Origin of the sequence: Klebsiella planticola ATCC 33531 (assembly GCF_000735435.1) — a bacterium.
Classification (GTDB): Bacteria; Pseudomonadota; Gammaproteobacteria; order Enterobacterales; family Enterobacteriaceae; genus Klebsiella; species Klebsiella planticola.
This window is the reverse complement of the sequence record NZ_JMPP01000069.1, coordinates 1-22,095: the sequence shown is the minus strand read 5'-3', so window position 1 is coordinate 22,095 and position 22,095 is coordinate 1. Positions and strand designations below refer to the sequence as shown.

Annotated in this window: 21 protein-coding genes and 4 pseudogenes; 15 read left to right on the top strand and 10 right to left on the bottom strand. The window is 48.3% G+C overall.

Annotated features, from left to right (window positions below):
• Positions 1-96: 96 nt before the first annotated feature.
• Positions 97-386 (top strand): annotated as a pseudogene (locus GRPL_RS28525) (site-specific integrase); the annotation flags it as partial.
• A gap of 224 nt (positions 387-610) precedes the next feature.
• Positions 611-1,009: a VspR family transcription factor gene (locus tag GRPL_RS0126125; protein WP_123809115.1), complete on the top strand. Its 399-nt coding sequence runs from the start codon at positions 611-613 to the stop codon at positions 1,007-1,009.
• Between the two features lie 205 nt (positions 1,010-1,214).
• Here the strand turns inward: GRPL_RS0126125 and GRPL_RS28625 are convergent.
• Positions 1,215-1,402 (bottom strand): annotated as a pseudogene (locus GRPL_RS28625) (hypothetical protein); the annotation flags it as partial.
• 323 nt (positions 1,403-1,725) lie between these two features.
• On the opposite strand from GRPL_RS28625, the gene GRPL_RS00525 reads away from it, so the two are divergent.
• Positions 1,726-3,207, top strand: a complete 1,482-nt coding sequence (locus GRPL_RS00525; protein ID WP_012539970.1) for a PTS mannitol transporter subunit IIBC — start codon at positions 1,726-1,728, stop codon at positions 3,205-3,207.
• 43 nt (positions 3,208-3,250) lie between these two features.
• A complete protein-coding gene (locus GRPL_RS26325; RefSeq protein WP_012540007.1) occupies positions 3,251-4,282 on the top strand; it encodes a zinc-dependent alcohol dehydrogenase in 1,032 nt (343 codons plus the stop codon).
• A gap of 60 nt (positions 4,283-4,342) precedes the next feature.
• On the opposite strand, the gene GRPL_RS00530 is transcribed toward GRPL_RS26325, so the two are convergent.
• Positions 4,343-5,080 carry a GntR family transcriptional regulator gene (locus GRPL_RS00530; RefSeq protein ID WP_032700779.1) on the bottom strand — a complete coding sequence of 246 codons (738 nt, stop codon included), beginning with the start codon at positions 5,078-5,080 and terminating at the stop codon, positions 4,343-4,345.
• Positions 5,081-5,302: 222 nt separating this feature from the next.
• Here GRPL_RS00530 and GRPL_RS00535 point away from each other — a divergent pair, with 222 nt between their 5' ends.
• Both GRPL_RS00535 and tkt read left to right on the top strand, forming a co-directional pair.
• Positions 5,303-5,743, top strand: a complete 441-nt coding sequence (locus tag GRPL_RS00535; RefSeq protein ID WP_032700778.1) for a PTS sugar transporter subunit IIA — start codon at positions 5,303-5,305, stop codon at positions 5,741-5,743.
• 26 nt (positions 5,744-5,769) lie between these two features.
• Positions 5,770-7,767 (top strand): transketolase, encoded by a 1,998-nt coding sequence (tkt, locus tag GRPL_RS00540; RefSeq protein WP_012539951.1) that lies wholly within the window; start codon positions 5,770-5,772, stop codon positions 7,765-7,767.
• Between the two features lie 451 nt (positions 7,768-8,218).
• Here tkt and GRPL_RS27350 read toward each other — a convergent pair.
• Positions 8,219-8,462 (bottom strand): annotated as a pseudogene (locus tag GRPL_RS27350) (IS66 family transposase); the annotation flags it as partial.
• 170 nt (positions 8,463-8,632) lie between these two features.
• Between GRPL_RS27350 and GRPL_RS27345 the strand changes: the two are divergent.
• Positions 8,633-9,187 (top strand): sigma 54-interacting transcriptional regulator, encoded by a 555-nt coding sequence (locus GRPL_RS27345; protein WP_152632230.1) that lies wholly within the window; start codon positions 8,633-8,635, stop codon positions 9,185-9,187.
• Here GRPL_RS27345 and istB read toward each other — a convergent pair.
• Positions 9,130-9,621: pseudogene (istB, locus tag GRPL_RS00545) on the bottom strand (IS21-like element ISSen3 family helper ATPase IstB); the annotation flags it as partial. The gene GRPL_RS27345 and the pseudogene istB sit on opposite strands and share 58 nt — an antisense overlap.
• A 603-nt stretch (positions 9,622-10,224) precedes the next feature.
• Here istB and GRPL_RS27955 point away from each other — a divergent pair.
• A complete protein-coding gene (locus GRPL_RS27955) occupies positions 10,225-10,419 on the top strand; it encodes a hypothetical protein (protein WP_032700776.1) in 195 nt (64 codons plus the stop codon).
• Between the two features lie 134 nt (positions 10,420-10,553).
• A complete protein-coding gene (locus GRPL_RS00555) occupies positions 10,554-10,904 on the top strand; it encodes a hypothetical protein (RefSeq protein ID WP_167878626.1) in 351 nt (116 codons plus the stop codon).
• Between the two features lie 232 nt (positions 10,905-11,136).
• On the opposite strand, the gene GRPL_RS00560 is transcribed toward GRPL_RS00555, so the two are convergent.
• From GRPL_RS00560 to GRPL_RS00570, 3 genes are read right to left on the bottom strand one after another with little or no spacing between them, the layout of a single operon-like run.
• Positions 11,137-11,631 (bottom strand): hypothetical protein, encoded by a 495-nt coding sequence (locus GRPL_RS00560; protein WP_032700775.1) that lies wholly within the window; start codon positions 11,629-11,631, stop codon positions 11,137-11,139.
• Positions 11,632-11,664: 33 nt separating this feature from the next.
• Complete coding sequence (locus GRPL_RS00565) at positions 11,665-12,183, bottom strand: hypothetical protein (protein WP_050500341.1); 519 nt, start codon at positions 12,181-12,183, stop codon at positions 11,665-11,667.
• Positions 12,184-12,233: 50 nt separating this feature from the next.
• Positions 12,234-12,476, bottom strand: a complete 243-nt coding sequence (locus GRPL_RS00570) for a hypothetical protein (RefSeq protein WP_394853042.1) — start codon at positions 12,474-12,476, stop codon at positions 12,234-12,236.
• Between the two features lie 388 nt (positions 12,477-12,864).
• Here GRPL_RS00570 and GRPL_RS00575 point away from each other — a divergent pair, with 388 nt between their 5' ends.
• Positions 12,865-16,722: a YobI family P-loop NTPase gene (locus tag GRPL_RS00575; RefSeq protein ID WP_228134588.1), complete on the top strand. Its 3,858-nt coding sequence runs from the start codon at positions 12,865-12,867 to the stop codon at positions 16,720-16,722.
• 190 nt (positions 16,723-16,912) lie between these two features.
• Here GRPL_RS00575 and GRPL_RS27950 read toward each other — a convergent pair whose 3' ends face one another.
• Positions 16,913-17,338, bottom strand: a complete 426-nt coding sequence (locus tag GRPL_RS27950; RefSeq protein ID WP_032700772.1) for a hypothetical protein — start codon at positions 17,336-17,338, stop codon at positions 16,913-16,915.
• 41 nt (positions 17,339-17,379) lie between these two features.
• Here GRPL_RS27950 and GRPL_RS27945 point away from each other — a divergent pair, with 41 nt between their 5' ends.
• Positions 17,380-17,631, top strand: a complete 252-nt coding sequence (locus tag GRPL_RS27945; RefSeq protein WP_032700771.1) for a hypothetical protein — start codon at positions 17,380-17,382, stop codon at positions 17,629-17,631.
• Positions 17,632-17,804: 173 nt separating this feature from the next.
• On the opposite strand, the gene GRPL_RS00590 is transcribed toward GRPL_RS27945, so the two are convergent.
• Positions 17,805-18,785: a type II toxin-antitoxin system RelB/DinJ family antitoxin gene (locus GRPL_RS00590; RefSeq protein WP_032700770.1), complete on the bottom strand. Its 981-nt coding sequence runs from the start codon at positions 18,783-18,785 to the stop codon at positions 17,805-17,807.
• A gap of 601 nt (positions 18,786-19,386) precedes the next feature.
• Between GRPL_RS00590 and GRPL_RS00595 the strand changes: the two genes are divergently transcribed.
• From GRPL_RS00595 to GRPL_RS00610, 4 genes are all read left to right on the top strand, one after another.
• Positions 19,387-19,740: a hypothetical protein gene (locus tag GRPL_RS00595; RefSeq protein ID WP_032700769.1), complete on the top strand. Its 354-nt coding sequence runs from the start codon at positions 19,387-19,389 to the stop codon at positions 19,738-19,740.
• A 62-nt stretch (positions 19,741-19,802) separates the two neighbouring features.
• The gene (locus GRPL_RS00600) at positions 19,803-20,411 is read left to right on the top strand and encodes a hypothetical protein (RefSeq protein WP_032700768.1); all 609 of its coding nucleotides are present in this window, start codon (positions 19,803-19,805) and stop codon (positions 20,409-20,411) included.
• Positions 20,412-20,639: 228 nt separating this feature from the next.
• Positions 20,640-20,969 carry a hypothetical protein gene (locus GRPL_RS00605; RefSeq protein ID WP_032700767.1) on the top strand — a complete coding sequence of 110 codons (330 nt, stop codon included), beginning with the start codon at positions 20,640-20,642 and terminating at the stop codon, positions 20,967-20,969.
• A complete protein-coding gene (locus tag GRPL_RS00610; RefSeq protein ID WP_047722707.1) occupies positions 20,966-21,754 on the top strand; it encodes a site-specific integrase in 789 nt (262 codons plus the stop codon). Before GRPL_RS00605 ends, GRPL_RS00610 begins: the two co-directional genes overlap by 4 nt.
• A 56-nt stretch (positions 21,755-21,810) precedes the next feature.
• Here the strand turns inward: GRPL_RS00610 and GRPL_RS00615 are convergent, their stop codons facing one another.
• A complete protein-coding gene (locus tag GRPL_RS00615) occupies positions 21,811-22,068 on the bottom strand; it encodes a hypothetical protein (protein ID WP_032700766.1) in 258 nt (85 codons plus the stop codon).
• Between the last annotated feature and the right edge of the window lie 27 nt (positions 22,069-22,095).

Sequence of the window (22,095 nt, the reverse complement as noted above, 5' to 3'; positions counted from 1 at the left end):
CATACACTTACCCTACACTTCATCTTCTCCTTGCTACGCGTTATGTTTGCCGGTTATTTTATTCATACGCTTACTATTTGTAAGGATAAATACCGCATGTTCGTACTCGCACAGTTCAATGTCAACCAACGGCAGCGCCTATGGGTCCTGATGGATACTCATACATGCCTGCGCTTTTGTACCCGTTACAATATCTTGTAGACCACCTGGCTTTGCGTACAGCAGCTACCCAATCCGCTTCACTTCAAGCGATCAAGTTTTTCTATGAATTCTGGTACCAGAAACATGGCGTGACGTTTTGCTTCAGTTTCTATTCCTCGAACCACAATCCACTGATCGCCATTGATGAACTGACAGCCTTTTTTCATTATCTGGAAAATGGGCATTCATGTTTACAGAACCATATCGTTATGAATACTCGGGTAGCCAATGCTGAAGCTTATATTTATGCTGCGATCAAAAAGGCAGATAGAGATAGCTTCACAGTTAATGAAATTGCATCTATTGTTGTCGGTGAATTTTTAGTCAAAAAAATGCCGGTAATGCTAGAACTTTTGTATATCACCAATTCCAGAAGATGACCAAAAAAGGCTTACTCGTCAGAAAAAAGATGAAAAGTATCAACCAATTTGAATACACATTAACTAACCAATTCCTTGAAATTGCTTCTGAGATGTGGGGTTCTGCATCGTTTCTAAAGTCTCAGACAGAAAGCCTAAATAATGAACTGAAAGCGAGTAATACCGATGAGGTTTTAAAAAACAGCTATGCAATGAAACTGAACCGTCACAGAATCAGATATGAAACCGAACTTGCTCAAGTAATTGGTGAGAAAGAGGTATTTGACGAAATTATCATCGATTTCCCAGAACATGAACTGGAGTTCATGACAATTTCAGATGAACTTAATAAGCAGGCTTTTCGTTTAATGGGCAAAATTAGCGCAATTGGTAGAATAAAAAACCAGATTTCTGAAGAGGTTTTCAAAGAAAACATCTCTATTAGTTAACACTATAATTTATTGGAACAGCTAATTAACTCGGCGTAATCACTGGTGATGTCGAACAAATGACCAGGTTTGCTTAGCCGCGCGTCATGGCAACATAGAGATGCCGTGCATCCATCTCCTCTGGAGCGGTTATGAATGCTACCTACCCCTCCAGACGAAAATTCAGTTTCAGCAGGCAGTAAATTCGGTGAACGCATTTATGGTTCCTATCAGTGTCTGTCAGCTCGACAACCAGCTGCAGGTTCGGAGCGCTCAGGGGGCTGCCAATACGACGGCAGGAGGCGCGCAGTTTGGTGACGTATACCGAGGTGTCCCCACACTGCTCCAGTAACCACCGTTCAATATCCCGCGTGGCCACCGGCCCGGGCATTTCGTATCGAGGGCTGCCAGCATAATCAGCCCCCGTCTCTGCAGCAGCGACGGACGACACACTTTCTTAGTGGTCACCGTCAGCCGATTCCCCGTCGTCAAACTCGTTTTCAGAGAAAAACGTAAAATGTGACCATTCCGGCATCTTCAGAAAAAAGCGCCCGAAGAGTTTAGATTGCTATTGAAAGCCCTTAGGTAAAGCGTAACATCAAAGATGACTAGACATCTTTATCTTGTACAGTCTTATTAACAAAATCTTACTCTGAACAGATAACATGCCGCGACCCTACCCACGTCGACACCAGGTTACGAGTCAGTGTTGATGACAACATAACAGGATAACCACTATGAACAAGACATCCCTACGCGCGAGAATGCAAAGCTTCGGCGGCTTTCTCACCGCTATGGTCATCCCCAATATAGGCGCATTCATGGCCTGGGGGTTTATCACCGCGCTGTTTATTCCAGCCGGTTGGCTGCCAAACAAAGAATTTGGTTCTCTTGTCGAACCAATGATCCGCTACATGCTGCCGATGCTGGTTGGCTATACCGGGGGTAACATGGTGGGCGGTAAACGCGGTGCAGTAATTGGCACCGTTGGCACCATGGGTGTGATTGTAGGGACCAATGTCCCCATGCTGCTTGGCGCAATGGCGATGGGGCCGCTGGGAGGGCTGGTTAGCAAATATATCGATCGTCTGCTTGAGAATCGCATTCCGGCGGGGCTGGAAAACGTGGTGCAGAACTTTGCCATGGGCCTTGCCGGCATGGTGCTGGCGCTGCTGGGTTATGAATTTATTGGCCCGTTTATGCTGGCGATCACCAACGTTATCGCTTATGCAATTGATAGCCTGTTAAAAACAGGCTATCTGCCGACGCTGGCCTTACTGATCGAACCAACCAGAGTGCTGTTCCTGAATAATGCCATCGATCAGGCCATCTTCTACCAACTGGGGATGAAAGATGCCGCGGTCAACGGCAGCTCTATCTTCTTCATGGTGTTTGCCAGCCCTGGTCCTGGCCTTGGACTGCTGCTGGCATTCTGTTTATTCGGTAAAGGGATGGCGAAAAAATCCGCCCCGGCCGCTACCATCATCCATATCTTCGGCGGCATTCATGAAATGTACTTCCCGTACGTTTATATGAAGCCGTTAATGATTATTCCCCTGATGATAGGCTCTGCCGCAGGGATTGAAGTCTTCTCGCTGATGCATGCCGGACTGGTGGCCGGTGCGACCCCTGGCTCTATTTTTGCCTTTATGGCGCTGACCCCTCCGGGTAAATTCCTCGCCACGCTCAGCGGCATTGGATCGGCAGCGATTGTGACCTTTATCGGTGCCAGCATCGTGCTGAAATTTGATCGCTCAGCGGAGGAAAACGACAGTTTCTCTTCCTCTCAGGAGATCATGCAAACGACCAAAGCCGCTGGGATGAGCGAAGCCTATGCCAACGCGAAACAAGAAATTCAGGCAACCTCAAGCCGCGACAAAGAAAGAGCGGTTCCGGTCAGTAGCTTACGGTTTATTGCCTTCGCCTGTGATGCCGGCGCGGGTTCCAGCGCTATGGGCGCCACCACCTTCCGTAAGAAACTGCAAAAATTAGGCCTCCCCTATGAGATTACGGTCAAACATTTTGCTATCGAGAGTATCCCTGATGAAGCAGACCTGGTGGTAGTGCATCAGAATCTTGCCGAACGCGTGCGGATGAGCAAGGACGTACCGATTATCGAGATAAAAAATTACCTCGGAGATCCTCGTCTTGAAGAACTATTGCAAGAGATGAAAAAGCTGGCGCTGGATACTTCAGAAAATACCCTGTCAAATGCCTAGGTTATCCCGGCCCTTCAGGGCCGTTTAAACGCAGGAGTTGGTCATGAAAAGCGTAAAAATCACCGCTATCAAAGAGATCGAAATTTTTGATCTCCCCGCACCAGTAGCCGCCCCCGGGCAAGCGCTGGTAGATATCGCCTACAGTGGAATTTGTGGTTCAGATATGCATTTTTATCTGGGGCATCATCCTTCCTTAAAGCCACCAACAAATTTTATTCAGGGCCATGAATCTGTCGGGATTATCAGGGAAATTAACGGCTCATCACCGAAGTTTAAGGTGGGTGATAAGGTAGCCATTAATCCACTGGTTGGCTGCGGTGAGTGTTTTAACTGCCTGGATAATCAGCCGAATATCTGTCGGGTCAGTCGCAAGGTGATGGGCTTCAGGCTGGATGGCACCATGTGCGAATCGCTGGCCGTGGGGACTGAGCAACTGATTAAATTAGACGCCCGGATTGATATGAAGCTGGCGGCAATGATCGAACCCTTTGCCGTGGGCTATCACGCCGTTTCTCTTGTCCATTACCGTGATCTGGTCAATACGCCGGTCATCGTCACCGGAGGAGGAACTATCGGCGTAATGACCGCTTTGGTACTTAAGCATATTCATCATGCCAATCCGCTGGTAGTAGAGAAAGACGCGAAGCGAATCGAACTGTTACAGCGCCTAGGCTTTACCGTCTATGCCTCGATTGAGGAAGTGGATGCCGTGAACCTGCGCAAGCGCCCTGTTGCGTTTGAATGCACGGGCTACTATCCGGTGTTGCAAGCGTTGGTGGCGGCTAATCGCAAGCCTGAGCATATCGTGATCATTGGTCAGTACACCTCAGGTTCCACCATTGGCCTGCATGAGATCATGTCTTCAGAGATCACCATCACCTCCAGCCATATGTATAACAGCGACGATCTTGAAAAAAGCGCGACGGCCATCAGGCAAAAAGAGATTGCCGATGCACTGCAACAGATTGTTTACCCGAAAGTTTACGATCTGGCTGAGGCAGCCGATGCGTTCCAGAAAGCTACCTCAGGGAGCCTTGACGGCAAGCTTAAAGTCTTACTGGGTAGCCATGCCTGATCCTGGCCCCCTCTGTTCAGACATCTGATGATAATGAGAGCATTTACCGGCTCTCATTTTTTATTCGGAACGCTCAGAAATCTGTTTTAAATGCAGGATGTTAGTATTAACAATCGAGATATTGACCTCAAAAGGCGTGCCGTCATCCAGATATACCACCTCATACAGTTCCATCATCGCATCATGAGGTTGGATGTTCAGCAGCCTGATCATCTCTTCATCAGTAGCATTGAAAGCGCGGACATTTTGCGCACGCCGCTGTACCCCCTTCCCGGTAATCCTCTCGATGTAGGAATACTTGGAGATTTCCAGCTCTTTAAACTCCATTGAGCTAAACAGCGTCGCCGGGAAATGGATGTACTCCAGCGAGACGGGGATATCATCAAAACACATCAGGCGCAGTATTTTGTAAACTGAATCGCTGTTTTTGATGCGCAGCGCTTGTGCCATTGCAGCATCAGGCACCTTGATAATGCTGGCTGAAATCACCTTTCTTATCCCTTTATGACCGCTTTTTTGCGCCTGATAGTCAAAAGGTGAAAGTGCATGAAATTTACCGGAATGGTTGCTCTTGCCAATCGAACCGATGTACAGGCCAGACCCTTTAATTCGATAGATCCTTTCCTGTTCAATAAGGATTCGCGTGGCTTCCCTTACCGTGGCTCTGGTCAGCTTTAACGCTTTTGCAATCGCAATTTCCGTGTCGAGCTTATCTCCAGGCAGCAACTCATCATCCTTAATTTTCTTAAAGATGTAGTCAATTACCTCTTGTTGCTTCTCAGTAATGTTATCGGCCATCAATGGTATCCCTGTCTGCCTGCGCGCTTGTCAGCTGGTTTCAAAGGTTATTTTGCAGTTCAGGCTGTTCCCCGCCATCACGATAATTGTGACCTGGTTAACAACTCTTCATTTAGCCCAACCTGACTGAGCATGTTGCTGAGTTTATCGCTTGTGTCTGGACACGTCGAGGAGCATCCTAAAGATGACTATACATCTTTAACTTGTCTGTACGGGGTGTTAATGATTACAGAATTACTTACTGAAGAAAGAATCGCGGTCGTTGACGACGTCAGCGACTGGCAGAGCGCGATTGCCTTAGCTGTCGCCCCACTGATTGCAGACGGCACCGTCCGGGAAAGCTACCTGCAGGCCATTATTGAGAGCACCTTTAGCAATGGTCCTTACTATGTGCTGGCACCCGGTATCGCCATGCCGCACGCCCGTCCTGAGACTGGGGTCAATCAAAATGGCCTGGCATTCCTGCTGGTTAAAAACGGGGTAAATTTCCCGGATCAGGCTGACCCAGTAAAGCTGCATTTCCTGCTGGCGGCCCGTGACCCGCACCAGCATATCGATCTCATCACTCAGCTCTCAGAATTGTTCTGTAGCGAAACGGATCTGGACGCTCTGTTTAACGCTAACGATGTCGCAGAAGTGCTGAAGGTTATTTCTCGTTATTAATTATTGTGAAATGTCAGGAGAAAAAAATGGACCATAAACAACTCGCTAATGCGATCCGTATTCTGAGCATCGATGCCATTCAAAAAGCAAACTCGGGCCATCCCGGCGCGCCGATGGGAATGGCGGACGTGGCTGAAGTGGTTTGGCGAGGCCATCTGCGTCACAACCCGGCTAACCCAGGATGGTTCAACCGCGATCGTTACGTCCAGTCAAACGGGCACGGTTCCATGCTGCAATACTCACTGCTGCATCTGACAGGTTATGACCTGACCATCAATGATTTGAAAAATTTCCGCCAGCTACATTCCCGCACCCCCGGCCACCCGGAATATGGTTACACCCCCGGCGTTGAAACCACTACCGGCCCATTAGGACAAGGCGTGGCGAATGCGGTCGGCATGGCTATTGCGGAAAAAACGCTGGCGGCTCAGTTCAATAAACCCGGCAGGGAGATCGTTGACCATCACACCTGGCTGTTCCTGGGGGATGGTTGCCTGATGGAGGGGATCTCTCATGAAGCCTGTAGCCTGGCCGGTACGTTGAAACTCGGCAAGCTGATCGCCGTATGGGACGACAATGGAATATCGATCGATGGTCATGTGGATGCCTGGTTCTCCGATGATACCCCTGCCCGCTTCCGGGCATATGGCTGGCACGTGATCGAAGGCATTGATGGTCATAACGCCGAGGCGGTGAATAAAGCGGTAACCGAAGCCCGCGCCGTTACGGATAAACCATCCCTTCTGTGCTGTAAGACAATTATTGGTTTTGGTTCCCCCAATAAGGCCAACAGCCATGACTGCCATGGGTCGGCACTGGGTGCGGATGAAGTTGCACTGGTGCGTAAAGAATTACACTGGCCATACGAACCCTTTGTCATTCCAGATGAAATCTACCGGGCGTGGGATGCAAAACAGACCGGCGCGAAAGTAGAGGCAGAATGGAACGAAAAATTTGCTGCTTATGCGCGTGATTATCCAGAGTTGGCGAAAGAATTTACGCGCCGTATGGAAGGAAAGCTGCCTCAGGGCTGGCACGAAGAGGTCAATGCCTGGATAAGAGACCTTCAGGCTCATCCAGCCAGCTTGGCCACCCGCCAGGTCAGCCAAAAATGTCTGAGCTACTTTGCCCGGTCGTTGCCGGAGTTATTTGGCGGTTCGGCAGACCTGTCTCCTTCCAATCTGACCCGCCATCAGCTGTCGGTCGATTTCTCCGATCAAAATCCATCGGGCAATTATCTCTCCTATGGCGTACGCGAATTTGGTATGTCGGCGATAATGAATGGGATGGCGCTGCACGGAGGCCTGCTACCTTATGGCGGCACGTTCCTGATGTTTATGGAATATGCCCGCAATGCCGTACGCATGGCGGCCTTAATGAAAGCGCACTCGATCTTTGTTTATACTCATGATTCTGTCGGGCTGGGCGAAGATGGCCCGACTCATCAACCGGTCGAGCAACTGGCCTCATTACGCCTAACGCCCAATATGGAAACGTGGCGCGGGTGCGATCAGGTAGAAGCGGCTATCGGCTGGCAGCAGGCGATTGAGCGATCTGATGGACCCTCGGCGCTGATTATGACCCGCCAACCTCTTGCCCAGCAGCCGCGCAGCGAGCAGCAATTAAAGGATGTCCGCCGCGGCGGCTATATTTTGCTTGAGCCGGAGGGAGAGCCTGAACTGATTATTCTGTCAGCGGGATCGGAAATCGAGCTGGCGGTGTATGCTGCTGGCGAACTGAACCGCGAAGGCCGCCGGGTGCGTGTCGTGTCAATGCCGTGCACCGAACGTTTTGACCGGCAGGAACAGGCGTATAAGGATGCGGTTTTACCCCAGCACATTCGTAAGCGCCTGGCCGTAGAAGCCAGTACCGAGGGCTTCTGGCAGCGTTATACTGGACTCGACGGGGAGGTTATCGGCATGCAGACCTTCGGCGAATCAGCCCCCGCCGCAGTGCTGTTTGAGCATTTTGGCTTCAGCAAAGAGAACGTGCTTGAACGGGCAAAAGCGCTTCTTACCTCATAGCGACAGCGTAGTCAGTGAGTTAAGAACATGATGCTGAGAAAGGGAGCCAAGCTCCCTTTGTAGTGGTGATGGACGCCCTTTCCTGAAGCAGTCAGTGTCATATTTTTACTGTCTGCGTTTGCTACGAGAGTAAATAACATAAGCATGATCAGAGTGGTTGGTAATGAGGTCTCCGTTTGGGAAACGGAAGTTATTGTATCCGGCATTTACGGTTTTCTGATCGCTCTTCAATAAAAATAAAGGGGAGAGACAGCGGTACTATAAACGGCCACGATGAATCGTTATCGATTCGGGCCCTGATGCAAGACGCTCGTGAGGTTCTTGTTCGTTAAGCGGATACATGTATCCTGTACAATAGCCAGATAGACCTCACGGGGTATCATCAACGAGTTGAAGGTCGGATGATTATACAGCTTAATCGCTCCCGAAGAAGATGCCAGGCATACTGCCCCCGTAACGCACGTTCAGCAGCGTTGTTATCAGGTTCTGCAAGACCGTCATCGCAGTAGTAGCACTGCGCATCCCTCTGGTTCAGAGCATAAGCGAACGCCTCGCCCAGCCGGGATTTTTTCGACAGTGTCGCACTTTTCTCCACCAACCACTTATGCAGGGAACCCAGTAGCGGTTTGCTCCGGGATTGCATGGCTGCCAGACAGACGCTCTGCCACTAGCATGCCACGTATTTCCTCTTCCATCCGAGTATTTTTCATCCACGAGGTAGTGAGAGCTTTATCACAAAATTATCAAAACAGCATTTCATTTTTATGGGTGGGGGTAGAAAATAGGCAACGTCTAAACCATATTTTAGTGTCCGGGAGCAATGATTATTTCGACACTAGGTTTTAATCATCTAGGACACAGATCTATGGCTCTGTCAGCTAAAGAAAAACTCTTCAATAAAGTCATCACACATTACGCTGAAAGCCGTTCGGGATTCGCGGCACAGGACTGCGCGGACTTTATGCAGGTCAACCGTAGTGTGGTCAGCCACTATCTGAACAGGTTGTGTGATGACGGGCGTTTACGCAAAGAAAACACCCGGCCGGTTCGCTTCTTTGTCATCAGGAATGTTGCCGCAAAACCCTCTTTTGCGACTGTACGTCATAATCCACACGATGCTTTCAGCGGATTGATTGGCCATCAGGGCAGCCTTGCAGAAGCGACGTCCCTCTGCCGTTCTGCGGTGGACTATCCCGGACGGGGGTTACCTGTCCTGTTGGCCGGCGAAAGTGGCGTGGGGAAAAGCCATCTGGCCTCACTGGTGTATCAGTATGCGCTTGAACGTGGCGTCATCTGTCAACAACGGGTAAAAAGTGATCCACTTACCGTCACCACCAACGGTCTAATATTGATCCACCTTGTTTACTCAGGATTAGCTTCCGCTATAACCCCGGCCTTTCGTTTCTGCTTCAGTCGATAGCTCTCTCCTTTTATCTGGACTACATGTGAGTGGTGTAAGATCCGGTCCAGCATCGCCGATGTCAGGGCTGCATCCCCGACGAACGTCTGGTCCCACTGCCCGAACGGCAGGTTAGAGGTCAGGATCATCGCGCTCTTCTCGTAACGTTTGGCTATGACCTGGAAGAACAACTTGGCTTCCTCCTGACTGAACGGCAGATATCCTATTTCGTCGATGATGAGCAGTTTTGGGGCCATGACGCCGCGGTGGAGTGTCGTTTTGTAACGCCCCTGACGCTGGGAAGTCGACAGCTGTAACAGCAGGTCCGCTGCTGTTGTGAAGCGAACCTTGATGCCCGCCCGTACAGCTTCGTAGCCCATGGCTATCGCCAGATGCGTTTTTCCCACGCCCGAGGGACCCAGTAACACGATGTTTTCGTTACGCTCGATGAAGTTTTGCAAGCATTTTATTTATGTATACTCAAAAGATACGCCGTAGCCCCTATGAACAAACAAATTTTACCCAATGAGCTGGCCGAGATCATGACTGGTCTTCTCGTTAAACCTTAACTCTTGGGGGAACTGGATAGTCGTGAAGCTCACCAGAATTTTATGCAGGATCTGGGGCGTGTTGTTGCCGATGACTGTGGTGGACGGGTGAGCGGTATTACGGACGGCGACGTATCAAAGCCCTACCTGTCTGAGATCCCTGCCTTCATATCGAACCTGATGACAGCCTGCCCTCAACTGAGCATAACGTAGGGTCAGTCCAGGGAAATGGTTCATGAACTGGAGTAAAGTAAGCTGACAGAAAATGTTCATAAGAAGCGGATTCTATGTTAGTTCATGAAGTTAACTGGAAATGAGTTGATATTTACATTAAAAATATTCATTTAAATCAAAGATAGATTGAGAATTTCCCTTATGAACTGGATTCTCACTTAACAAAAGTTAAATATCAATCACTTGAATTATTAATTTATCATGTGTCGATGTGTTTGTCGTGTCGTGACAGCAAAATCATGGATGTCACCCACTAACGAGGTAAGGACTAAGGCCATGAACAAAACAGCACATGAAGTACAGACCTGCTGGCTTGAGAGCCGGCAGCCTAATGAGCGTAACGGTAATGAAGCGGAAAAATTTTCGGATGAATGCTGGGAGAAGGGTTTGCGGCTGGATAAAAGCCCGTCTGTGCACTATCAACTTCTGATGGAAACCATCCGCTGGACGCTTATCCCGCAGCAAAAGTAAAGTCCTCCGTCGCTCTCCCTTGCGGTACTGATCTTTCCACTCATTTGGCATGTCCTGGAGAGCAGCTATCTTGCATGTCACACTATAGGGGGTTAGTTTGGATATCGAAAATTATTGTACGTCAAGGTCAATAATTGACCATCATTAACAATTTCCTTTGTGCTAATGGCAAGATTATGAAAAAGACTTTACTGATAGCCGCCATAGTGGCGGCAGGTATTACGTTCGCAATGGCCGACGATGGCCAGCCCGCTGGTCGACTGTACAAAATTGGCGAGCACACCGTAGAAATAGATGCGGATTGCATGATCCTCTCGGTTGACGGCTCCCCCGCTACGCTAAACGCGTCCGTATCCGGGCATATGGATTTTAATTTAGCCAACGGCGGCATTGCAGAATCGGAACCACGGCCAAACCGTCATACCTGCAAAGTGTATGCGGGGAGTGATGTGCGAACAATTCACATAAAAGAACAAACTCAATGAAAAAGACTTTCCTGATCGCAGTCGCTGGTAGCGGCAAATATTGCACCAGTACATGCGATTAGCGAAAGCTATCGCGACGCTTGAGTGGGCAACTGAGTCGTGCAGCGTCATGAGATGGCGGTAGCCGCCGAACAGATGTCTCAGCAACAACAGCACGAAATACACCACTACCCATACCGCTGTTTTCATCACTGCCCTCTGTTATATAATTTGTCTGTAACGAAAATGGCATTCAGGCGTTCAGGTCCGTGCCGTTCTGCTTCAGATAATCACTGATGCTCAGACCGGACAAGCGAATGTTATCCGAAATCTCCCTGAACTGCTCCTCCCAGCCGTCCTGCAGCTCCCTGATTGCCGCGATCTGGAAAGCAACACTGAAAGGCGTTCTGCCCAGTTTCTCGGAAAGCCAGAAAAGATGCCTGCCAATCTCTTCGTCCGGTACAGAATCGAGCGCATCACTCAGTAAGGTTTTTTCGTCTTCCTGCCAGGGATGACCGGCTCGCGGAAAACGCGGATCAGACTGGCGGTCTTTTTTCTCCCTTTTTTCCCGTCTGGCAACGGTCGGCGCATCGCCTTTTTTCAAGCCGACGCGCGCTTTCATGGCGCCGATGGCGGCGACGGCCAGTACCAGCGTTTCACGCTCCTGGCGCGTGAGCAGGCTGTCCTCGCAAATCAGGGTGTTCAGATTATCGATCAGCGTATTCAGCTTGGGTTCTGTTAATTTCATTCTTCTGTTCTCATTCCTTGCATGTGGTGTCGGTCAGTCCCGGCTCTCATTCACCTGGATGGTGACCGGCAGGCCAGCATCAAAACAGGCCTGATACCAGCTGGCCACCTGCAGGGGATCGCCCTCTTTTATCCGGCGTATGCCGCAGGCATCCGTCAGCTGCAGGCAGGTGGTACCGTCCAGACGGATCACGTAGGCCGCTTCCCTGATGGTGTAATGGACGTCATCCAGCTGCAGCTCCACCGCGTCACCGGCAGCCGTCTGGCGTAACGGCAGACGCCGGACGTCTGTCAGTCGTTTTCGTGCCGTTTCAGCCTCGCGTTCTGCCTGGAAGAGCGGTTCTGCAATGCAGCGACCGTCCTGCGTCAGCTCGACGGCCAGCTGCAGGTTCGGGGCGCGCAGGGTGCGCAGCCAGCCCGCGGCTTCCATGCGCCGGCAGGAGGCGCGCAGGTTCGGCCCGTACACCGGGGCGTCCCCGCCCTGCTCCAGCACCCGCTCGATATCCCGCGTCGCCACCGGGCCCGGCCGTTTCGCATCGAGGGCGGCCAGCACAATCAGCACCCGCCGCTGCAGGGGGGACGGGCGGCGGCTTGTTTTCTCCGTCACGACCTGGTCTCCCTGAGACCATGTATCAGCCCCTCAAGGCGCAGTCTGTCAGCGTCAATGCGGTCCATGTCCGGCACGTCCGGGTACCCGCTCATCGCGAGGATAAACCAGAACCGGAGAATGTCTGAGGCCCTGTTCAGCTCCTGGACGTAGTACGGACCGTCCTGGCGAAGGTCGCATTTCCTGATTTCTTCTTCTGTCTTTTGCGCCAGCAGCTCATAGCTGAGTGAAAACATCATTTCGTCATCCATCCTGCCCGCCCCGTTTGATAATATCCGGTTAAGTATAAAATCAAACTTCAAATGATTTCATACTGAATTGGTGATAATGATATCAAATATGATTAAATTGTTAATGCTAAATATCATATTAAGTATGATTTTATGTTAGATGCCAAATTATCATATCCATTGCGGGTTTCCCGCCGTGCAGATCCGATTTCTGGCTGAGTCGGATCTTGCGGTTGCTGCAGCGCTGAGATAAAAGGCTGAAGGTGTTGACGTATCTGGGGGACTACTTTTTAAGACAACTTTTCAAAAAAATTATAAGTAGAGTATCTTATTAATCTGAATGAAAAATTCATATTACTAAGCAGGATACAGTTTCAATAGCTCTCCAAGAAAACCAGTGAAATACTTGAAAAAAAAGGTATGGTTCGAAATGATAATGTTTACACCGTGGCTTAGGTTAACCGCTGTCAAAAATGAGATCGCTGAAGCAAATGCGGTTGGCTATGAAGCTCTGACTCCAACAGAACTGGAGTCAGATAAAGCCAGTGGCTACATCGATGTACTGAATTACGCTTTTACTCATCCTGATATCAGGAACATAGCTGTCACCGGGCCTTATGGGGCTGGTAAGAGCTCAGTACTTAAAACATGGTGTAAATCAAAAGAAGAAACCCTTCGCGTGTTAACTGTTTCTCTTGCCGATTTCGATATGCAGAAATCTGCTAATAGTGATGTAGAAAGTGAGGATGAAAAGGCACTAGAAAATGAAAAAAATTCAGCTACTACTGAAAAATCTATTGAATACAGCATCCTGCAACAAATTCTTTATAAACATAACAAAAATGAATTACCCTACTCGCGCATAGAGCGCATTTCTGGTGTCACTTTAAGCCAAATAGCGAAATCAACCAGTAAGCTCACGTTAACAATACTAATGGCCTTAGTATCACTTTATTTCCTTGCTCCTGAGTACTTAACAGCGAAGTTTTCTCTACCGGGGGCATTCAGCCGTTATCTTCTTGAACATCCGCTTTTAGTGCGTCTGCCTGGCGGTGTTCTATCTGTAGCAGGCACATTATGTCTATTGCTGAGCCAACTGCACCGCATTGGTATCTTTGACAAAAAAGTCAGTCTGGATAAAGTGGATATCCTCAAAGGAGCTGTGACGGCAAAGGCATCAGCCCCCTCCCTGTTGAATGTCTATATCGATGAGATCGTCTATTTTTTTGATACAACAAAATACGACGTGGTCATTTTTGAAGACTTGGATCGTCTTAATAATAATCGTATTTTTATTAAACTCCGTGAAATTAACCAGATAATAAACAACTGTCTAGCAGATAGGCAACCGCTTAAATTCATCTATGCTGTCAGGGATGAACTTTTTAGTTCTGCTGAGTCACGAACAAAATTTTTTGATTTTGTCATGCCTGTTATCCCTGTCATGGATAACGAAAATGCCTCTGATCATTTCAGTAAAAAATTTACTGAAGAAGAAAAAGAACATGTAGGTTTAAATGAATGTATCAGTCGGATAGCGGCATTCATTCCGGATATGCGGGTTATGCATAATATAACCAATGAATTTAGACTGTATCAGAATATTGTTAACAATCGTGAGAATATACCAAAATTATTATCAATGATTGCCTACAAAAATCTTTGTGCTGAAGATTATCATGGAATAGATCAAAAACGAGGTATCGTATTTCATTTCATAAACTCTTATGTGGAGCGTCGTATTCATGAACGTTATATTTTAGAAATAGACAAACAAATATTGATAAATCAGGAAAGATTGGAACTGATAGAAAATGAAAAAAACACTCACAAAAGTGCTCTTCGTAAAGAGTTGCTGTCTCCCTATATAAATGACATCCATCAGGAAATACTATCCTTCCGCACAGATACAGGCATTACCTGGCGTCTGAAAGAGGTTGTTGAAGATGAAAGTTGTTTCATGACACTAATTAATGGTAAGGGTATAAACACAGTTCATCCAGCCTCCAACCATTATATTATAAGAACCGGATCTGGGGATAGCGAATTAATCCGAGCATCATATACAGAACGGTGCGTTTTAATTGATGAAAAAATTAGCAATGGTATATTGCGTATAAAAAACAATATAATCTCACTGGAAGCTGTCAAAAGAAGGATAAGATCCGAGTCGGTATCAGATTTTATAAACCGTATGCAGAAAACTGAATTCAGTGATTGGGTGAAGATATGTGTAAATGACAACATTGATCCGAACCAGCGTATGGTTGAGCAAATTGATTTTATTTATTTCCTATTATCCAGTGGATATCTTTCAACCGATTACATGTCATTTCGTTCTATCTTTATGCCCGGAGGACTGACCGAAAATGATAATACATTTATCAAGGCTGTAATGTCCGGAAATGATGTAGTTAAGTCGTTTTCCATACCGCTGGAAAACACCAAAAATGTTGTTGCTCGTTTAAAAAAACTGGGAGTTATTGAACGGGAGAATGCGCAGCACCCTGCTGTTATCTGCTGGTTGATTGATAATGAACCAGATACCCTGGCCGATAATACCGCAACCTGGCTCAACCAAACTAACAGTCAACGCGCAATTAGCATACTTATGTTGGTTCAGAAAGAATTCCCGATAGATATTCGCTTCCGGTATCTGGAAATTATTGTATCGGATATAAAAATACTAAAAAAACTGTTGGAGCATTTGTGTGCATCAGAGCAAAGAGAGATGGTTCAGGAAATAACAGCTTGTTTATTGTGCCTGAGCAAAAACACAATTCTTAGACAACCAACTGAAATAAAAGAGATTTTTGGTACACTTATTACCTCTTTACCCCAACTTGTCATCGTAGTGCCTGAAGGATATGGCGATGCATTTTTTGAGACTCTGAAGAGTAATAGTCTTTCTGTTTCATATATTCCACTTATTACCGATAGTCAAAATCGTGAATTGATCAGAAAAATATCCGCTTCAGGTTTATTTAAATACTCGCCCAACAACATTGAAAACATATATTTGACTCTGAAAAAAAACGAGGATGAGGATGGCTTATCATTTTCCAGTCGTCCACTGCACTGTCTGGAATCTCTCCAGATGAAAGAGCTGGATAAAATCCTATGGGAGAATATAAATGATTTCATTTCCTCTGTATTCATAGGCTCAATGGAAACTGAGCGCATTCCTCAGTTGCTTAATTCAGAAAGTGTTTCTATGAGCTCTGCAGAGCTTATTATGAACCGCATGACGTTCAGTATTGATCAAATTGAGTTAATTCATAATAAATGTGAAATAAAATCAACTGATGACACAGTTAATAAACATAACACATATAGCATGTTACTTTCATATAACCGTATTTCACCAAGCATTGAGAATTTTGTCTACTTATTGCATGACAAAACCATCGATACAGCTAATGAACTTGTTCAATGGGTAAATAATAAACACCGTGAATTCACGCCGTGCAATATCATTTTTACTTCCTCCGAGGTCTTTAATAATTTCCTTGTAAAGTTTCTTGGTTCAGCAGTTTTGTCAGAAGGTGCGTTATTAACCGTTCTGAGCTGTTTAGATATAGTCATTACGGAAATTCCTGAAACTATACCATTCCGTAATGCAGAGATACTGTATGTGGAAAATAAACTTGCGCCGACAATTTGTGTTTTCACTGGGTTATATGTTGCTCTTAGCAGAGAGCCGAACTACAGGCAGAGAATGAATACGCTTTTGAGTAATCTGATTGCCTTGCGTCCGGCAATGCTGCTCGAAGAACCCGATGAAATCTTTTATGTTGCAGATAAGTTTGATGATGAGCTTGCCCGAAAACTTTTCAACCATCGCCAGATCAATGCAACTATTAAGACAGATGCTTTACGCTGGTTACGTGATAACAAACCTGGAGTCCTTGATGAACACCACCTGCTGTCATTACATACTCTGTCAGAGCTGAGCGTCGGTATGGATGAAGATGGAATGCGCTTGTTGCTTCTTAAAAACTGTCTGTCTGCCGGAGATGCTGATAAGGACACACTTCGTGTGGTGCTGAACAGTTTTACCGATGAGAATTATCATGGGCTTCTCCCTCAGGCAACATTCAGAAAAATTCCTTATACTTTTGACTTATGGGCGTTGGCCGAGTTACTCAACAAAGTGGGCCTCATCCAACCCCCAAAAATGGGGTCAGGGCGTGATGAAGAAAAAATTATTATCAACTCGATTCGTTATAATAATGAAGAAGAGCCAGATGAGTGAGTTTTTACTGAAATAAATGTAATTTTCCTATAGAGCAATGGTTGAATAATTTTGCTGAACTTTAAGCATTAATCCATTCTATCCTCATGAAGCGGACACTGGCGATCTGGTCAGTGTTCCACCCAGTTGACTAAAAGCCGCACAGGCGGCATTTGCTTAATACTGATATAACTCAAGAATGGACAAAATGTCAGCTTTCTCTGATCACAAACAGTGTCCTTACATGTTTTCCCTCTGAGAGGAGCTTATCTTTGCAGGACACCATCAGGTTCCATTCTTCATTAATACGCTGAAAGGCTTTCTCCATCTCAGTGAGATACTTACTCCTTAAAGGCTTGTACAAATACACTTTATTTCTAATCTTTTGTTCATAGGTACTAAAATCCATTTTCAGGTCCGACAGCAGGTTCTCTCCCTGCTTAATCATGCTGTCCAGCGCGATCATCATCTCCGCTGATGCAGTAAAAGTACGCTGGAGTGAGTTCAGCATAAGAGGAGAACGGGGAGCATGGCCATTTAAGTCACTGAAGGCTGCCGACAGTAGGCCGCTGACATGAACGAAGGCCTTACCCGGTTTCATTTGCCAGATTATGCAGTTCACGGCAACAGCAATCATATCCGGATAAAATCCGGGCCGATAATGGCCACAATCAGGGAGTGGCTGGTCAGCCGGATGATTTTTTGCTGTCCGAGTCCACGCAACAGTTTCCTCACTTCTCTGCTGCGCCGGATAATGAGGCCATTCGTCAGCTGCTGACGCCCGGTAAAACTCAGCAATCCATCCAGCGTGGCCAGCGAATTGAAACGGATATGGTGACCTTCGGCCAGAAATGCCCCGTGCCGTGCCGGACTGAGCTAGGACAGCGCCTCCAGCATATCTTCCCACGCGCGGCGCAGCAGTTGCAGTGACGCCTGCAGGCCGTAGACCGGGCGGTTGTAATCAGGTTCACCGGTGATCGGATCTTCCTCCTGAAATTAAGGCGCGGATTTCTTCGGACCCGTGCGTTAAAGTTAGTACCGGAAAAGCCACCTTCAGGGTGGCTTTTCTCGTTTCAGCCCACCAGATGCTTTTCTTCCCGGAGTCAGGCGCTGTCGTTACCTGAATTGCCAGGCTGATCGGCATCCGTCCGGATGGATGCCGATATATAACCCGACAGGCTGACCACTTCATTATAAAACGCCACCACCTGGTCAAGAAGGTTCGTATCAAATCCGGTCATCGGTTCTGATGTCGTTTCCACGTACTCTGTAACCTTCGTGGCCAGCCGTCTGGTGTCATGTCTCAGCCTGGCCAGCGCCACGTCCTGTTCCGATGTGCCAAGTCGCTTATATTTTTTCTCGGCTTCCCCTACTACCAGAGTCATTCGTTGCTGCCACGAGCGGGCGGTCATATAAGAGATGTGTTTACGTGTGGACTCCATGGCACAGCTCAGCGCTTCCTGAATATCGCGCAGCATAAACCGGGCCAGCGTCTCTGCGGAGACCGAGGTGTTCGCCATCGCCTGCAGCTCATCAATGGCCTTTGCAGCCTGGACTAAGACGGGCTTCATTTCGTCCAGGTCACCCTGCTGAACCGGGCGATTGTTCATATGGACAAAGCTTACGGCCTTACGCAGGTACCCGAAAAGAGGCGGAAAATACTCAATGCAACGCGAGAACATCTCCGGATGGAAGGGATCCCCGCCATTGATTTTTTCCATTTGTGAGGGGGCCTGGCGGATCACCGACTCATTTCGCTGATAAAACTCATATGCCGTATTGATTGCATCAATATGCGTGCGCAGCTTATCCAGCGGCGTCATCTGGTTCACCTGTAATTCATTCCGGCAAAAAGTCCGCCAGTTAACATAAGTCTCACGGGACTGGAAAATTGCTTCCTGAAACACCTCTTCCGGGTTTAAGGCGGCCGGGCGAAATTCGATCACCACAGGTAGGGTGCCATTCTGCGCGATGTACTCCACAATGCCCTGCAGGTAACTGCCGGCACTGTAACCCTGCTGCTCGAGAACCTTGTCAGCGCGTATTTTTGACTCATCGCTGATACGAAAGCTTATCTGTGCCATAGTGACCTCTTTGTTGTGCAGCATGCTGTTAGATAGCAATCAAGCATTACCTAAAATTGAGTGCTATATGAGATTCAATATATCACAATGCACACTGTTAGCAATGTGAAACCATTATTTATTATTGTTATACGTCGACATAAATCCGTACCTGGGAGCTATAACGCCATGATCGGGAGGGGTGGGGTTTGCTTTCGGCATCCGGATCCGGAAATTGGTTGTCCCGGATCTTCACCCCTCTGCGTCGTTTTTGTCCGGTCATGCCTGCGGATTTATCAGATGCAATACACTGTATTTAAACTGTTATTTTTCCATTACGCGGCACCCGCGCTGTTCAGCGCGGGCGGGTGTCACCGCGCCAGTAAACACCGCTTTGCTTCTTTCCTGACCGTGGTACACTTCCGGAAAGTCTCAGATAGCGTAAAAGTCGGATCCACCAGAAACCGGCATCCGGTAATTTACTGGTGTTGTTATAAGGTTGCTAATTATTAGATAATGAAAATGTTACGACAGGGAGAATCACCTAAGTGACAGTGAATGATGCTGCACATCATAATTGCTCTGAGTGATTATTAACCTGCAAACCAGAAAGGAGGTCAGGATGGGACGTTCCGTTAAGGTCAAAATCGGTGGAAGGGAGTTTGCGTCCAAAAAAGCCGCTGTGGACTATTTCATGGATCAGCGTGAGGCTGTAAAGGGATCTGGCCCGCTCCGGGAAGGTCAGTTCTTTGATGAGCTGCTGGAGCTCTATACACGGTACTGTGAGGTCACAAACTGGGAGTTGAGTAACAGAGTGATTTACGCATTCAGTGTTGATTATGAACCACGCAAGAATGGCCAGACCTGGGCATCGCATCTCTGCTACTGGGTGCAGTTTTCACCGAAGGACAAATTATCCTTTTCGGTAAGGGAAGCAGTGGATGAGATCGCAAAAGCTGCAGCTGAACAACCGTAGCTGAGTGCGGGATTTCCGGATAAGGTACCGAACCGGGGCTGTTAAAAGATTCTGGAGCTGAAATGAAAAAGGGAAAAACGTCAGAACCGGGGCTGCTGGCCAGCGACAGCGACTGGCACAATAATGCCTGCCTGAATTACATGCCGGATCATGGTACAGCTTACACCGAAGGTTACAGGCGGGCTGCTGATATTCTGATTAACCACATTGATGAATCCGGGCGGGACCAGGATTTTCTGGTTTATCCGGTGTTGTTTCTCTACAGGCATCACATCGAACTCATTATCAAACAAATTATTGGGCTGGCTCTGGCACTGACAGAAGAGCCGGATAAACGCCAGTACAAAAAAGATGACCATAACCTGAATACCTTATGGCCGCTGGCACAAAAGCTGATCCTGGACGTTGATGACAGCTACCGGCCTTCCGATTTTAAAATCGTCAAAGAGGTGGTTAAAGCTCTTCACCAGGTGGATGAACGGGCGACAGATTTCCGTTATGCCCGGAGAAATGACGGCACCCGCAGCCTCGAGGGGATCCATTACGTTAATACTCGTCGCTTCGGGGAAAAAATGGGGGAGGCTTCAGATTTACTGGATGGAATAGATAACCGCCTCCGGTACCTGCTGGACTGTAACGCCGAATGGAATAGTATTCTGGGCAGCTTCTGACAGCCAGAAACGGTGCGAAACTCCATCAGACTTACCTGAACACCCAATGATACGGAGATATCGATTATGACAGGCCTCATACCTTCAGCTACTTCTCAGGGCTCGATGGCCGCCCTGCCACGGTAAGACGCATCTTTCGCGGAAAGCGCACCCGTCATGTGATGATGTTTGACGAAATGTCAATGCTGTACGAAAAAGAGAAAACCCGAATGATAAAGGTATATGTATATGAGTGATAACAACAATTCTGTTTCACACCAGACCATTGAACTGCTGACACGCTGTCTGCAGCTGCAGTCAGAAAAAGACGGTATTCAGCGCCCCACGCCTGACAAAGCGCTGGTTGGCGTGCCCGTTGATGACTTCACCCGCCAGATCCATCAGGCCTGCCTGTACGCCTCGATGACCGACAGCCTGCTGGCCCTGCAAAACCGACTGGCCGATACGGGCCGGCAGCTGGAACAGCAGGGGCAGATCCACGTCGACGCCGGCGAAAACTACGCCGTGGCCGCTGTTGCCTGGCTTGAACGCTTTACGGGGACAGAGAACGCGCAATGACGGTACCTGTTCCGGCCATTCCCGGCGTACACTCTGGTGTGATCCCATCGCAGCTGCCGGTCGCTGTCGACTATCCGGCGGCACTGGCCCTGCGACAGATGGCGCTCGTACAGGATGAGCTGCCGAAATACCTGCTGGCGCCGGAAGTGAGTGCCCTGCTCCACTATGTGCCTGATCTTCATCGCAAGATGTTGCTGGCGACGCTCTGGAATACCGGCGCCCGGATTAACGAAGCCCTGGCGCTGACCAGGGGAGATTTTTCGCTGGCTCCACCGTATCCGTTTGTTCAGCTGGCCACCCTCAAGCAGCGTACAGAGAAAGCGGCCAGAACGGCAGGAAGAGCACCTGCAGGCAGTCAGGCCCATCGCCTGGTTCCCCTCTCCGATCACCAGTACGTCAGCCAGCTGCAGATGATGGTGGCCACCCTGAAAATTCCGCTGGAAAGACGAAACAAGCGCACCGGCAGAATAGAGAAGGCGCGTATCTGGGAGATCACAGACCGTACCGTTCGCACCTGGCTTAGCGAAGCGGTGGAGGCCGCAGCGGCCGACGGGGTGACGTTCTCAGTACCGGTGACCCCCCATACGTTCCGTCACTCCTACGCGATGCACATGCTGTACGCCGGTATTCCGCTGAAAGTGCTGCAGAGCCTGATGGGCCACAAATCGATTAGCTCGACGGAAGTCTATACGAAGGTGTTCGCACTTGATGTTGCTGCGCGTCATCGAGTTCAGTTCCAGATGCCCGAAGCGGATGCGGTGGCCATGCTGAAAGGGAATACTTAGTGTAGAGGGGAATGATGCTGGCGAACGTCCTGCTCGCCGCTGAGGTCTGTCAGAAGTTATCTGGCCCAACTGGCGGGAATATCTGCACTGTATCCCTGATACCGCTCATAAATCGCATGCTGAAGCATTTTAATACGATCTGACAATGTGTCGGCGTCCGACATATGCCGCCATTCCCCCTCAATAGTGGGTTTCCAACCATCCGGGAGATTGAGCGTGATCAATACCTTTGTATCACGAATAATCACCCCGTCAGTGAAAGGATTAAGACCACTCCTTACGGTATTGTTTATCTGTATATATTCAAGTTTCATCTTGTTTCCTCATGTTGTCCGGATCGC